Origin of the sequence: Lutibacter sp. (assembly GCF_013041805.1) — a bacterium.
In the GTDB taxonomy this organism is placed as follows: domain Bacteria; phylum Bacteroidota; class Bacteroidia; order Flavobacteriales; family Flavobacteriaceae; genus Lutibacter.
Window position 1 is genome coordinate 1 of record NZ_JABDRI010000032.1, and the last position, 14,727, is coordinate 14,727.

Sequence of the window (14,727 nt, forward strand, 5' to 3'; positions counted from 1 at the left end):
AAAATATTACGTGTTTCGAATATCTAAAATGCGACCACTTTTTAATTCTCCGGATGTATCTAAATTATAAATATTTTCCGCAACTTGTTTTGGGGATAATAAATCTCCGTGTTCGTAAAAATCTATAAAGCGTTGTACCGATTTAAAATTTTCTTTTGGGGTATTTCGCGCGACGGTTTGCATGTCAGTATCCACAACACCCGGATAAATAGAAACAAAACTGACTCCGTGTTTTAACTCCTTTTGTTCTTTAGCTATAACTTTTGTCATCATATCTACACCAGCTTTTGAAGAACAATACATTGACCAGCTTTCATAAGGATTTATTGCTGCACCAGAAGAAATAGTAAAAACTTGTTTTTTACAAGTCCAATCTTTTGATAATTTAATAAATAATGAATTTAAAATTAATGGGGCCGTTAAATTAACTTGAATTGTATAGGCAATATTAGCTGACGAGATTTGATCTATAGTGTTTACTGTACCCAAATCACCAGCATTATTTATTAGCGTTAAATTTGAAGTATTGTTTCTATCTAAATGCGAAAATATTTCTGTTATTACAGGTTGAATAGACTCTGATTTGCTTAAATCACATTGATATTGCTCAAATAAATATAATTTTTCAATTTTACTTCTTGAAATAGATATCACGCGATATCCTTCTTTATGATATTTTTTTGCAATACCAAGTCCCAAACCTTTGCTTCCGCCAGTTATTATTAGTACTTTTTCCATTATTTTTTTATATTTTTTTCGTAGATGTTGATCCATTGATCAACTGTTATTTTTTGCATTAATTTGGCAATTAATTCAAAAGGAATTTCTTCAGGGTTTTTAAAACGAATACAACTTTTTCCCATATCCAATTTTCGTTTACTGTGTTTAGGATATTCATTAACAAACCAATCAAGTATTTCTTTATTGGCATAAATTCCGAAATGGTATAAAGCAATAAAGTTTTTTTGAGAAGCAATATTTACAAAGGGCAATGGTAAACTTGTATCACAATGATATCCATTTGGATAGATACTTTTAGGGACTACATAACCTATCATTCCATAACTTATTTGTTCTTGAAACCCTTTTGGTATATTAGCTAGAACTGTTTCACGTAATTTACTAAAATAGGGAATTCTCAACTTTGGAATTTGAGCAATATATTCTTCAGGATTTTTAGCTTTTAATTGCATAGTAATATTTTCACCTATGCTAATTTACTATTATTTATAGAATTTTTTTGATTGGTTCCAAAAAATATCCATTTCAGCTAAAGACATATTGTGTAAATCTTTTCCTATTTTTTTTGCTTCTGATTCTAAAAATTGAAAACGATTGATAAATTTTTTATTGGTTCGTTCTAAAGCATTTTCAGGATTCACATGAATAAAACGAGCGTAATTAATCATTGAAAAAAGGACATCACCAAATTCAGCTTCAATTTTATCAGTATTACCTTTTTCAACTTCAGCGTTTAGTTCTGCAAGCTCTTCTTGTACTTTCTCCCAAACTTGTTCTGGCTTTTCCCAATCAAATCCTACTCCTGCAACTTTATCTTGAATTCTATTAGCTTTTACCATTGCAGGTAATGATTTAGGAACACCTTCTAAAACAGATGTTTTACCTTCTTTTAATTTTAATTTTTCCCAGTTTTGTTTTACGTCTTCTTCATCTTTTACTTTTACATCACTGTAAATATGTGGATGACGATGAATAAGTTTTTCAGAAATAGAATTTGCTACATCTGCAATATCGAAATCGTTTGTTTCAGATCCAATTTTTGCGTAGAAAACAATATGAAGTAAAACGTCTCCTAATTCTTTTTTGATTTCTTGCAAATCATTATTTAAAATGGCGTCACCTAGTTCATAGGTTTCCTCAATTGTTAAATGTCGCAGCGATTCGAATGTTTGTTTTTGATCCCACGGACATTTAGAGCGCAACTCATCCATTATATCTAATAATCTTCCAAATGCTTGCAGCTGTTGCTCTCTAGTATTCATAGATTATGCTTCTTCGGTTTCCTCTTCTTCTACTATAGAAGTAAAGTCGAAATTTTTTGAAGCTAAAATGTTATACCATTGTAATATTTTTTTAATGTTAGAAGTATAAACTCGTTCTTCATCAAAATTTGGTAAAACTTCTCTAAAATAAGAAGATAAGACTTTACCACTTTCTTTAGGATTGATTGCTTCTTTACCATTTTCTTTTTCTCCAATAGTTTTAAATATGATACGTAACGGAATTTCTTCTTCATACGTATAAATTGCAATTTCATTTAAAGCACTAATATTATGAGTTACGGTTACAGGAAATCTCTTTGAATCAATTAGAGATTCAACGATAATTCCACCTTTAGATTGAGCCTTTATTTCGTATAAGCCTGGTTTTCCGCTAATTGCAACTATATCTTTTAATTCCATATATTTATTTTCTTTTTAATGAGGGAAATTTCATTCTATAATCTGGATTTATTTTCCCTTTTGAAATGTTTTCTAATTTCTTTTTAATCAATCGTTTTTTTAATGATGAAATTTTGTCAGTAAATAAGATGCCTTCAATGTGATCATATTCGTGTTGAACGACTCTTGCCGCTAAACCATCTAAAACAGCTACATGTTTTTCAAAATTTTCATCAAAATATTCAATTGTAATTTTTTCTTCTCTAAATACGTCTTCGTTAATATCCGGTATACTTAGGCATCCTTCATTAAAAGCCCATTCATCACCTTCTTCTTTAATAATTTTAGCATTGATGAACACTTTTTTAAAATTTGTTAAGAATTCACGCTCTTTTTCATCTAAATCTTTATCTTTTTGGAAGGGTGAAGTATCTACAATGAATAGGCGAATTGATTTTCCAATTTGTGGAGCAGCTAAGCCAATACCCCGTGCATTCACCATAGTTTCCTTCATATTTTCAATTAATTCAGAAAGGTTTGGGTATTCTTTATCTATATCAACTCCTATTTTTCTTAAAACTGGATCGCCATATGCTATAATTGGTAAAATCATTTTCTTTTTTTGAGATTGCAAAAATACAAATATTTGTGCATTAATTAAAAAGAGTGCACAATTAATTGTTTAACCAATTTGGGATGTCGAAGTATAAAAACGTAATTTTATACAGTTTAACACCGTTTGGCACTGTAATTCCTTTACTTTTAAACGATTCTTTAATTTTGATATGATTTTTATTTTTTAAAAAGGAAAATTTGTGAATACTAAAAGAAACTTTATTTTTAAAAGGTAGCTTATGAAATTTATTAAATATTTCTTCTGTACCTTCATTTAAATCACAAATTTTAAAAAAATAGTTGTTTTTGCTAGTTTCATCGAACATTCTCTTTTTTCTCCGTTCCCATTTGGAGAAAGCCTCTTCTTCATCTTTATAATGTAAAAAATGTATTTCTATATCATTCAATTTTCCAACTGGGTAATTTGGATCAGTCTTTAAATATTTTGAAGATTTAACAAAAGTTAAGTCTAGTGACATATAATAATCAAAATGTGAGAGTAATTCAATATAACAAGGACCATGAAGAAATAATCCAACAAATGGAGAGTTATAGGGTCTTTTAAACCAGTTATAAACTTCACCACCCCAGCAATTATTAGAAATTATTACAAAATTTTTATTTTTTAACAATTTTATATCTTTTTTACTCAGCTGATTTTTAAAAATTCTTCTGAACTTTCTTTTAAAAAAGACCGTTAATGTTCTAATCATAATTTAAAATTGGTGAAGATATGTTTGCAATATTATAGTCGCACTAATTTCATCTATAAGTGCTTTATTTTGACGTTGTTTTTTTGTCAGACCACTATCAATCATAGATTGAAATGCTATTTTTGAAGTGAATCGCTCATCTACGCGCTTTATTGGTATTTTAGGAAAAGTTTGACTAAGCTTTAGTATAAATGGTTTAATAAACTTTTCACTTTCACTTTCTTTATTATTCAATTGCTTTGGTTCACCAACAATAAATAATTCAACATTTTCATTTTTAAGATAATTAGTTAAAAAGGAGAAAATTTTTTTAGTTTCAACTGTTGTCAATCCAGAAGCAATAAGTTTTAACTCATCTGTAACGGCAATACCGGTTCTCTTTTCTCCAAAATCAAAAGCTAAAATACGTCCCAAATTATTAACATAAATATTTAAATTGTGTAAATTTAATGATTTTGAATTGAATAATTAATTTAAACTTTATATTTGCGCTTATAAGATTTTGTACATGGATATTTTAAGAAAAATTATTGAGCAAACTTGGGATAACAGAGAATTATTAGCAGAAAAAGAATCCCAAAATGCAATTCGAAAAGTTATTAGTTTATTAGATGTTGGAGCTTTAAGAGTTGCAGAACCAAAAAATAATAGTTGGCAAGTAAATGAATGGGTAAAAAAGGCTGTTGTGTTGTATTTTCCTATTCAGAAAATGGAAACTATGGAAGTAGGAATTTTTGAATATCATGATAAAATTCCTTTAAAAACTGGATATAAAGAAAAAGGAATTAGGGTTGTTCCACATGCGGTTGCGCGCTACGGGTCGTATATTTCAAGCGGAACAATTTTAATGCCAAGTTATGTTAATATTGGGGCGTATGTTGATGAGGGAACTATGGTTGATACCTGGGCAACTGTTGGGAGTTGTGCTCAAATTGGTAAAAATGTTCATCTAAGTGGGGGAGTTGGAATTGGAGGAGTTTTAGAACCTTTACAAGCTGCACCCGTAATTATTGAAGATAATGCCTTTATTGGTTCTCGTTGTATTGTAGTTGAAGGTGTTAGAGTAGAAGAAGAGGCAGTTTTAGGTGCAAACGTTGTTTTAACAGCATCTACTAAAATTATTGATGTTACAGGAGAGCAACCAGTTGAAATAAAAGGTAGAGTTCCTGCGCGTTCTGTTGTGATACCAGGTAGTTATAAAAAGCAATTTCCTGCTGGTGAATTTAATGTGCCTTGCGCTATGATTATTGGGAAGCGAAAAGAAAGCACCAATAAAAAAACTTCGCTAAATGATGCACTTCGTGAAAATGACGTTGCTGTTTAACATTTATTAAATAGTCATATGATTAAATTTTAATGTTCTATTTTTGCTAAAAATATTTAATAGCAAAAATAGAACATTTGAAAATAGTTATTTTAGCAGCCGGCATAGGCTCCAGACTTGGAAACCCTTTTCCAAAGCCATTAACTCCATTAAAAGATGGAGAAAGTATTATGGCAAAACAACTTAAAAATATTACAAAGTATTTTGATATTAATGATGTTACAACAGTTGTAGGGTTTAAAAAAGATTTAATTATGGAACGTTTTCCAGAAGTGAATTACGTTTATAATCCTTTTTTTGATAGAACAAATACTTCTAAAAGTTTACTTCAAGCGTTAAAAAAACACAAGGGAAAATCAGTTTTATGGTTTAATGGTGATGTTGTTTTTGATGATAATTTACTGTCAGTTTTACAAGATGATATTAAAAATAATAACTCATTTATTGCCGTTAACACATCAAGTGTAGCAGATGAAGAGGTAAAATATACACTTGAAAATAACTTTGTAAAAGAACTTTCAAAAGAAGTTAAAAATGGATTAGGAGAAGCCGTTGGAATTAATTTTATAAGTTCTAATGATTTAGAAGTTTTTATAAATCAACTTGAAAGATGTGATGCCAATGATTATTTTGAAAAAGGGCTAGAAATGGCAATTGCTGAAAATAGTTTAAAAGTTAAAGCCATTGATATTTCTAACTATAATTGTATTGAAGTTGATTTTAAGGAAGATTTAAAAAATGCAAACAATATAGTGTAGCTTTATAACTATGAAAACAGTACTTTTTTGCCAAAATCCGTATGCATTTGGAATTTTAGAACCTATTATGATGGTTTTAAAAGAAAAAAAGTTTGAATATTTATGGTTTGTTAAAGGTTCATTAAAGGAAAAATTCCCATTCAAGAATGAACCTTTTACTTCTGTCGTGAAAGAAGTTATGGCATTTAATAGCGATGCGATTTTTGTACCTGGTAACGAAGTTCCATATTATTTAAGAGGGGTGAAAGTGCAGGTGTTTCACGGTTTAGCGGGCGAAAAAAAAGGTCATTTTAGAATACGTCATTATTTTGATTTATATTTAACGCAAGGCCCATATTTCACTAAAAAATTTATTGAATTAAAAAATAAATTTCAAAACTTTGATGTTGTTGAAACTGGTTGGCCAAAGTTAGATATTTACGGAAAAGAGCTTCATAAATATGATGTGGTAAAACGTAAATTATTAGAGGAACATAATGCTAAGAAAATTGTTTTATACGCACCAACATTTTCACCATCATTAACATCAGCACAATTTTTAATTGATGAGTTTAATGATTTAGCTAAAAATAAAGAATATTTAATTTTAATTAAATTTCATGATTTAATGGCCACTGATTTAATAAATATTTATAATAAATTAGCTAAAGATACTACCAACATAATTATAGAAGAAGAAAGAAACATAATTAAGTTTTTATTAATGGCTGATATTATGATTAGTGATACATCCTCCGTCGTTTATGAATTTTTATTATTAGACAAGCCTGTTATCACCTACAAATGTTCTTCCAGAGCTATTCAATGGGATAACTCAAATGAGTATGAAAACTTAGCTGAAAAGGTAAAGTCGAATTTACAAGAAGATAAATTTAGAGAAGAAAGGATGAATATTGTACAAGAATATCATCCGTATAACGATGGAAAATCCGCATTAAGAATGGTCGAAGCGGTTTCAACTTATATTTCAAAAAATGGAGTTCCAAGTAAAAGGAAACTATCTTTTTTAAGGCGATTAAAGATTCATAAGATATTTGGAAAATTATAGTTACTTCTAAAATAATTTTATTCAATTATATTTTTTAAATACTTAATTTGTAAATAATTTGAAATTAAACTCTAAAATGTTTTTAATAAATTGAGTTTCTAATTTTGGATAGCTTATACTATATTGTAAATTTGCAGCGCAAAGTAGTTAATCCTAATTGGTACTTTATTAAAGTAGGTATTAGTATTGAAAAAATAGTATTTTGCTAGTAATCTATGTCGACACAAAATATCCATAAGGATGCTCTAAATCTTCCAGTTTTTGAATTTATATCAAAGGCAGCAACTAATTTACAATTAGAAACCTATGTTATTGGTGGCTTTGTACGTGATTATTTTTTAAAACGAGGTACACCTGATGACATTGATATTGTGGCAGTTGGAAGTGGAATTGAATTAGCTCAAGAGGTAGCGAAATTATTACCTAATAAGCCAAAAGTGCAAGTTTTTAAAACCTATGGCACTGCTATGCTGCGCTTTAATACTATTGAAATTGAATTTGTTGGAGCTAGAAAGGAATCTTATAATGAGAATAGTAGAAATCCGGTTGTTGAAGATGGGACTTTGCAAGATGATCAAAATAGACGTGATTTTACTATTAACGCCCTAGCATTAAGTTTAAACAAGGCAAATTATGGGACGTTATTAGATCCTTTTAATGGGTTGAATGATTTACAAAATAAACTTATAAAAACACCTTTAAGCCCAGATATTACCTATTCAGATGACCCTTTACGTATGATGAGAGCGATACGTTTTTCGTCCCAATTGAACTTTACTATTGAAAAAGAATCGTTAAATTCAATTAAGAATAATGCAAGTCGTTTAGATATTATTACTAAAGAACGTATTATAACTGAATTCAATAAAATAATGCTCTCCAAAGTGCCATCAATTGGGATTTTACAACTGGATCAAACAAATTTATTAGAACGATTTTTACCAGAATTGACCGATTTGAAAGGTGTTGATGAAGTTGAAGGGCAAAAACATAAGGACAATTTTTATCATACATTAGAAGTTGTGGATAATATTTCTAATAATACAGATGATTTATGGTTGCGTTGGGCAGCACTTTTACACGATATTGGAAAAGCTCCTACTAAAAAATTTGATAAGGTTATTGGCTGGACTTTTCATAGTCATGAATTTGTTGGTGCAAAAATGGTGTATAAATTATTTAAACGTTTAAAAATGCCTTTGAATGATAAAATGAAGTTTGTTCAAAAAATGGTGTATTTAAGTTCTCGCCCTATTGTATTAGCGACTGATGTTACTGACTCAGCAGTGCGACGATTAATTTTTGATACTGGCGACGATATAGATAGTTTAATGACATTATGTGAAGCAGATATTACAACTAAAAACCCTATAAAGTTTAAAAAGTACCATCATAATTTTAGAATGGTTCGTCAAAAAATTAAAGAAGTTGAAGAGCGGGACCATGTTCGTAATTTTCAACCTCCTATATCTGGTGAGTTGATTATGGAAACGTTTAATCTAAAGCCTTGTCGTGAAATAGGTCAAATTAAAGATGCTATAAAAGAAGCTATCCTTGAAGGTGAAATAGCCAATAACTACGATGAAGCATATAATTTTATGCTTAAAAGAGCAGAAAAATTAGGACTTAAAGTAATTGGGAACTAATAGGTATTAAAACGATTGCATGGTAACTAACTTAAAGTATTCTCCTTTTTTAGTTAATAGTTCCTCATGTTTTCCTTGTTCTACAATTTTACCTTTTTTGAGTACAACAATTAAATCAGCTTTTTGAATTGTAGATAAGCGGTGAGCAATAACTAATGATGTTCTATTTTCCATCATTTTTTCTAATGCTTTTTGTACTAATTGTTCACTTTCTGTATCTAATGCAGAAGTCGCTTCATCTAAAATCATGATTGGCGGATTTTTAAGTACTGCACGTGCAATACTTAAACGTTGTTTTTGACCACCAGAAAGCGTATTTCCACTATCACCAATATTTGTCTCGTATTGTTGTGGTAAATCTTTTATAAACTCATGTGCATTAGCAATATTTGATGCTTCAATCACTTCTTCATCTGTAGTTTTGTTTACACCTAAGCTAATATTGTTTTTAATAGTGTCATTAAATAAAATGGACTCTTGAGTTACAATACCCATTAAACCTCTCAATGATTTTTGCTTAATTTCCTTAATATCGATTCCATCAATTTTAATAGTTCCTTTATTTACATCGTAAAATCGAGTTATTAAATTTGCTAGGGTAGATTTTCCGCTTCCAGATTGCCCAACTAGTGCTACTTTTTTCCCTTTTGGAATTGTTAGTGAAAAATCTTGCAAGACATATTCATCTTTATATTTAAAAGAAATATTCTCAAAAGATATCTCATTATCAAATGTTTCTTTTTTTAAAGCATTTGGTTTGTCTGTAATTTTATTTTCGGTTTCTAATACAGTTAAAATACGTTCAGCTGAAGCATTTCCTTTTTGAATATTATAAAAAGCCGTAGATATAGCTTTTGCAGGATTTAAAACCAAATAAAACAAACCAATATATCCAAAAAATTCTTGAGGCGTCATATCGCTATTTTCACCTAAAACTAATCTACCTCCATACCATAAAATTGCAATGATAGTTGCTGATCCTAAAAATTCACTCATAGGTGAGGCCAATGTTTTACGATGTAAAACACTCGTCATTAAATTTCTAAACTTTGTAGTAGATTTATTAAATTTTGCTTCAATCTTATCTTCAGCATTAAAACCTTTAATAACACGTAACCCTGTTAAAGTTTCTTCAATAAAAGATAAAAAATTACCAGTTTCTTGTTGAGCTAAGAGTGAATTTGCTTTTAATTTCTTTCCTACTGCCGAAATTATAAAACCAGATACAGGCAATAATATAAACACAAACAAGGTGAGTTTTGCACTTATTGCAAACATGGATATTAACGTAAGAATAATAGTCAATGGCTCACGAACTATTGTTTCTAAAGATGTTAAAAAAGACACTTCAACTTCCTGAACGTCAGACGTCATACGAGCAATAATATCACCTTTTTTCTTTTCTGAAAAGTAGGCGATAGGTAGTTCTACAATTTTTTTGTATAAACTATCTCGTACATCTTTTACAACACCATTTCTTAAAAATACTAATACGAATGACGCTAAATACCGAAATAGATTTTTAAAGAAAAACAAACTAAACGATAAAATACATATAAATAGTAAGGCTTTATTAATACCTCCACTTGCCATCATATCAGTTACTTGATAGTTTAATGTACCTTGAACATAATTGAATAAAGATGATATGCCATCATAATCTGGTTTTTCATATACTTTTTCTTCCTGTCCAAATAAAATTCCAAGTACAGGTATAAAACCCAATACCGAGAGCACATTAAATATGGCATATAAAATATTAAAAAGTACATTTAGCCAAGCATATTTAAGATATGGCTTTGCATATTTTAATATTTTTTTAAAATATTCCATTAAAACAATTTCATTTCTTTAATTATGCGCTCAATTTTCGCATCTAATTTAGCTTCAATTTGGGTTGCATTTTCAATTAAATCTAATGGTGTATTTACACTAAAGTAAAACTTTATTTTAGGCTCTGTTCCACTCGGCCTTGCAGCTACTTTTGTTCCTTCTATTGTTTCATAGATTAGTACATTAGATTTTTCAAGTTCAATTGGTTCAACTTTACCTGTTAATAAGTTAGTTTTAGTCGATGCTTGGTAATCATATAAAAGGTTAACCTTAGATCCATCAATTTCTGTAACTGGGTTTTCACGCAATTCTACCATCATTTTACTAATTTGCTCAGCTCCATCCATTCCTTTTTTAACTATCGCAATTAGATGTTCTTTATAGAAACTATGTTTGGTATAAATTGAAAGTAATTCTTTGTAAAATGAACTATTAGTTGATTTTGCATTTGCAGCAATTTCACAAGCTAATAAGGTTGCTGTAACGGCGTCTTTATCTCTTACAAAATCACCTACCATATATCCAAAACTTTCTTCACCACCACCAATAAAATTTTGTTTGCCTTCTGCATCTCTAATCATTTTGGCAATCCATTTAAAACCTGTTAAACCTACTTTAGATTCAACACCATAACTTGTAGCGATGTCATTTACTAAGTTTGTAGACACAATTGTAGACCCAACAAATTGTTTACCATTTAATTTACCTTGAGCTTCCCAGTTTTTGATCAGGAAATTTGTCATTACACTCATAGTTTGATTTCCATTTAAAAGGACCATTTTACCTTCTAAATTTCTAACAGCGATTCCAATTCTATCGCTATCTGGATCTGTTCCAATAACTATATCTGCATTAATTTTATTGGCTAAATCAGTTGCCATTTTTAATGCAGCTGGCTCTTCAGGATTTGGAGAATCTACTGTAGGAAAATCACCATTTGGTTCACGTTGTTCTTCTACAATATGAACATCGGTATAACCTGCTTTTGCTAAAGCATCAGGTATAGATTTTATAGATGTACCGTGCAATGATGTAAATACAATTTTTAAATTATCTCTCCCATTAACATTAAAAGTTCCATTTTTTACAGAAGCTTTTATAAATGCATCATCTACGTCTTTACCAATATATTTAATGATGCTTTCATTGGCATTAAAATTAATTTCTGAAAAATCTAATCTATTTACTTCTCGTATAATATTCCCATCATCAGGAGGTATTATTTGACCACCATCATTCCAATATACTTTATAACCATTATATTCTGGTGGATTGTGTGAAGCAGTTAATACAATACCAGCATCACATCCTAGGTGTCTAACAGCAAAAGAAAGTTCTGGCGTTGGACGCATATCTTCAAATAAATATACTTTAATATTATTTGCAGAAAGCACATTTGCAACAATTTTAGCAAACTGTTGGCTATTATGGCGACAATCATAGGCAATCGCAACTTTATGGCCTTTATCTGGAAATGATTTTTTAATATAATTTGCCAAGCCTTGAGTGGCTTTACCAAGTGTATATTTGTTAATTCTATTGGTTCCAGCACCCATGATTCCGCGCATTCCACCGGTTCCAAATTCTAAATCCTTATAAAAACTCTCTGTTAAAACTTCTGAATTACTAGCAATTAATTTTTTAATTTCTTCTTGGGTAGTAGCATCAAATGTGTCTGTTAACCATAATTGTGCTTTCTCTAAAATAGTCATATTCTTCATTTTTAATATCTTGTAAAAATACTATTATTAACTGTTATAAACTTTAGAAAACTTATACTTTTCTAAAACTTTATAAATTGATTTTTTTTGAAATTTTATATCTCTTTTCCTTTGATTTTGTTCTCAAAATAATTTCACCTAAAAACCCTGCTAAAAAAAATTGAGTTCCAATAACCATAGTTGCCAAGGAGATATAAAATTGAGGTCGTTGTGTGATTAATCTACCAGATGGGTTTAAAAATAACTTATCTATTCCAATGTAAAAAGCAAAAGTACACCCAATAATAAACATAATAGTACCTAATAAGCCGAATAAATGCATTGGTCTTTTTCCAAATTTCGATAAAAACCAAATAGTAATTAAATCTAAAAAACCATTAATAAAACGATCTATTCCAAATTTAGTAACTCCATATTTTCTTGCTTGGTGCGCTACAATTTTTTCATCAATTTTATAAAAACCAGCATTTTTGGCAAGTACGGGTATGTACCGGTGCATTTCGCCACGAACATCAATACTTTTCACAACTTCATTTTTGTAAGCTTTTAAACCGCAGTTAAAATCGTGTAATTTTAAGCCAGACGTACTTCGTGCAGCAGCATTGAAGAGTTTTGAAGGGATATTTTTTCTAATTTTAGAATCATAGCGCTTTTTTTTCCAGCCAGAAATTAAATCAAAATCATCATTTTTAATTAAGCTATACAACTCCGGAATTTCGTCTGGACTGTCTTGTAAATCGGCATCCATAGTTATTACTACATCACCTTGAACTTCTTTAAAACCTGCATTTAATGCTTGAGATTTTCCGTAATTTTTTTGAAACCGAATCCCTTTTACACTGCTATTTTGTTCAGATAAGTTTTGTATAACTTTCCAAGAGTTATCTGTACTTCCGTCATCAATAAAAAGTATTTCATAAGAATAACAATTGGATTGCATAACTTTTGCAATCCAATTGTGTAATTCGTTTAAAGATTCTTCTTCATTCAATAGTGGAATAACTACTGATATATCCATTTAATATGTTTTAATTAATCTTCTACAGAAGGACTTTTTAAAATTAAGCCTTCAATTAATGAGATTATAAATCCGAAAAATAAACTACCTATAACTGCCATTGCAATTCCAATTAGAGGGCTAGACATTTTTTCTTGCATACCTTTTGCCATTTCTAATTGTTCATCTGTCATATTAGGATTTTGTTCTAACATTTTTTGTTCACCAACCTTCATCATATTTTCCATAAAATCTGGTTCAATAAAATTAATGAAAATTTGATTGTAAATGATAGAAATTATGGCACCAATTAGTGCTATACCCAATCCAATTTTCAGAGCTTGGCCTAAAGCTAATGAACCATTTCCTACTTTAAAGTTTTTTAAACCTAAGAAAATGATGACGGCCATAATAACAAAACTTACGAGGGCAACAGCCACTCCTTGGTCATAAATCATTCCCATAGCGTAAATTCCTACTGACATAAGAACTGAAATAAAGCCTAATATTAGACCATAGTTTAACATTGTTTGTGTTGCTGTAGATTTTTTGTCTTCCATAATTATAGTTTGATTTTAGTTAAACAAATATACTAAATCCCAATTTAGTAATCCTGTTAAATATTAATATTCATATTTTACTTAGAGTAATTTATTAGTAAACAGTTATTTAAAAATGTTACATAAAAATAAAAAAAATGGTTGGTTATACTAAAAAATCATTGTAAATTTGCCGCCGGGCAAGTCCTACACAACCAGCTCCCTTTGAATCCTCCAGGGCGGGAACGCAGCAAAGGTATTAGGTTGTAGCGGTGTGATGTAGGTAGCTTGCCTTTTTTTATGCGCTTTTATTCAATTTTTTTCTTCACTTAACATTAACTTTTTAACTTTACGCTTTTAATCTTTATCATTATTATATGTCTAAAGTAGTTTTAATCACAGGAGGTTCTTCGGGAATTGGAAAATCTGTTGGAGAATTTTTAACCCAGAAAGGATTTATTGTTTATGGCTCAAGCAGAGATGCCAGTAAAATTAAGAATCACCCTTTTAAATTAGTTTCATTAGATGTAAATAATACAGAAACTATATCAATAGCAGTTGCTAAAGTTATTGCGAATGAAGGTTGTTTAGATATTTTAATTAATAATGCAGGAATGGGAATTACAGGCCCCATTGAAGAAACTCCAACTGATGAAATGCGTAATGTTTTTAATACAAATTTATTTGGAGCAATTGATGTGATGAAAGCTGTTTTGCCACAAATGCGAACTCAAAAAAGTGGTTTAATTATTAATGTAACTTCAATTGCTGGTTATATGGGATTGCCTTTTAGAGGAATTTATTCCGCAACCAAAGGTGCTTTAGAGATTGTTACAGAAGCCATTAGAATGGAGGTTAAAAATTTTGGTATTGAAGTTACTAATGTAGCTCCAGGTGATTTTGCAACTAATATTGCTTCAGGAAGATATCATACACCAGTTTTTGAAAATTCCCCTTATAAAAATACATATCAGAGTAACTTAGATTTAATGGATGCACATGTTGATAGTGGGAGCGACCCAATTGATATGGCAAAAGCTATTTATAAAATTATCCAGACAAAAAAACCAAAAATACATTATAAAGTTGGTGATTTTATGCAGAAATTTTCAATTGTGTTAAAAAAACTGC

At 29.7% G+C, this 14,727-nt stretch carries 16 protein-coding genes and 1 other RNA gene; 6 read left to right on the plus strand and 11 right to left on the minus strand.

What is annotated here, in order from left to right; all coding sequences use genetic code 11:
• Positions 1-6: 6 nt before the first annotated feature.
• From HKP59_RS04540 to ruvX, 7 genes are all read right to left on the minus strand, one after another.
• Complete coding sequence (locus tag HKP59_RS04540) at positions 7-738, minus strand: SDR family NAD(P)-dependent oxidoreductase (RefSeq protein ID WP_291803886.1); 732 nt, start codon at positions 736-738, stop codon at positions 7-9.
• A complete protein-coding gene (locus HKP59_RS04545) occupies positions 738-1,193 on the minus strand; it encodes a DUF1801 domain-containing protein (RefSeq protein WP_291803890.1) in 456 nt (151 codons plus the stop codon). The genes HKP59_RS04540 and HKP59_RS04545 overlap by 1 nt, the downstream gene beginning before the upstream one ends.
• A gap of 30 nt (positions 1,194-1,223) precedes the next feature.
• Positions 1,224-2,003, minus strand: coding sequence for a nucleoside triphosphate pyrophosphohydrolase (gene mazG, locus HKP59_RS04550; RefSeq protein WP_291803892.1), 780 nt, complete (start codon positions 2,001-2,003; stop codon positions 1,224-1,226).
• A gap of 3 nt (positions 2,004-2,006) precedes the next feature.
• Positions 2,007-2,423: a DUF5606 domain-containing protein gene (locus HKP59_RS04555; protein WP_291803895.1), complete on the minus strand. Its 417-nt coding sequence runs from the start codon at positions 2,421-2,423 to the stop codon at positions 2,007-2,009.
• A 4-nt stretch (positions 2,424-2,427) separates the two neighbouring features.
• Positions 2,428-3,015 carry a peptide deformylase gene (gene def / locus HKP59_RS04560; RefSeq protein ID WP_291803898.1) on the minus strand — a complete coding sequence of 196 codons (588 nt, stop codon included), beginning with the start codon at positions 3,013-3,015 and terminating at the stop codon, positions 2,428-2,430.
• 61 nt (positions 3,016-3,076) lie between these two features.
• Positions 3,077-3,730, minus strand: a complete 654-nt coding sequence (locus HKP59_RS04565) for a DUF1919 domain-containing protein (RefSeq protein WP_291803899.1) — start codon at positions 3,728-3,730, stop codon at positions 3,077-3,079.
• 3 nt (positions 3,731-3,733) lie between these two features.
• Positions 3,734-4,144, minus strand: coding sequence for a Holliday junction resolvase RuvX (gene ruvX / locus HKP59_RS04570; protein ID WP_291803901.1), 411 nt, complete (start codon positions 4,142-4,144; stop codon positions 3,734-3,736).
• Between the two features lie 94 nt (positions 4,145-4,238).
• Here ruvX and HKP59_RS04575 point away from each other — a divergent pair, with 94 nt between their 5' ends.
• From HKP59_RS04575 to HKP59_RS04590, 4 genes are all read left to right on the plus strand, one after another.
• Positions 4,239-5,054, plus strand: coding sequence for a 2,3,4,5-tetrahydropyridine-2,6-dicarboxylate N-succinyltransferase (locus tag HKP59_RS04575; protein WP_291803903.1), 816 nt, complete (start codon positions 4,239-4,241; stop codon positions 5,052-5,054).
• 77 nt (positions 5,055-5,131) lie between these two features.
• A complete protein-coding gene (locus HKP59_RS04580; protein WP_291803906.1) occupies positions 5,132-5,812 on the plus strand; it encodes a phosphocholine cytidylyltransferase family protein in 681 nt (226 codons plus the stop codon).
• 10 nt (positions 5,813-5,822) lie between these two features.
• Positions 5,823-6,860: a CDP-glycerol glycerophosphotransferase family protein gene (locus HKP59_RS04585; RefSeq protein WP_291803908.1), complete on the plus strand. Its 1,038-nt coding sequence runs from the start codon at positions 5,823-5,825 to the stop codon at positions 6,858-6,860.
• A gap of 215 nt (positions 6,861-7,075) precedes the next feature.
• Positions 7,076-8,506: an HD domain-containing protein gene (locus HKP59_RS04590; protein ID WP_291803910.1), complete on the plus strand. Its 1,431-nt coding sequence runs from the start codon at positions 7,076-7,078 to the stop codon at positions 8,504-8,506.
• 6 nt (positions 8,507-8,512) lie between these two features.
• Here the strand turns inward: HKP59_RS04590 and HKP59_RS04595 are convergent, their stop codons facing one another.
• The 4 genes from HKP59_RS04595 to HKP59_RS04610 all read right to left on the minus strand — a co-directional run bounded on the left by HKP59_RS04595 (position 8,513) and on the right by HKP59_RS04610 (position 13,617).
• Complete coding sequence (locus HKP59_RS04595; RefSeq protein ID WP_291803913.1) at positions 8,513-10,339, minus strand: ABC transporter ATP-binding protein; 1,827 nt, start codon at positions 10,337-10,339, stop codon at positions 8,513-8,515.
• Positions 10,339-12,051 carry a phospho-sugar mutase gene (locus HKP59_RS04600; RefSeq protein ID WP_291803924.1) on the minus strand — a complete coding sequence of 571 codons (1,713 nt, stop codon included), beginning with the start codon at positions 12,049-12,051 and terminating at the stop codon, positions 10,339-10,341. The genes HKP59_RS04595 and HKP59_RS04600 overlap by 1 nt, the downstream gene beginning before the upstream one ends.
• 79 nt (positions 12,052-12,130) lie before the next feature.
• Positions 12,131-13,078, minus strand: coding sequence for a glycosyltransferase family 2 protein (locus HKP59_RS04605; RefSeq protein WP_291803915.1), 948 nt, complete (start codon positions 13,076-13,078; stop codon positions 12,131-12,133).
• A 14-nt stretch (positions 13,079-13,092) separates the two neighbouring features.
• Positions 13,093-13,617: a DUF4199 domain-containing protein gene (locus HKP59_RS04610; protein ID WP_291803917.1), complete on the minus strand. Its 525-nt coding sequence runs from the start codon at positions 13,615-13,617 to the stop codon at positions 13,093-13,095.
• Between the two features lie 177 nt (positions 13,618-13,794).
• Between HKP59_RS04610 and ffs the strand changes: the two genes are divergently transcribed.
• Together ffs and HKP59_RS04620 are read left to right on the plus strand one after the other, a co-directional pair.
• An RNA gene (gene ffs, locus HKP59_RS04615) (signal recognition particle sRNA small type) lies at positions 13,795-13,893 on the plus strand.
• Between the two features lie 80 nt (positions 13,894-13,973).
• A partial coding sequence (locus tag HKP59_RS04620) for an SDR family oxidoreductase (RefSeq protein ID WP_291803921.1) occupies positions 13,974-14,727 on the plus strand: 754 nt, incomplete at its 3' end.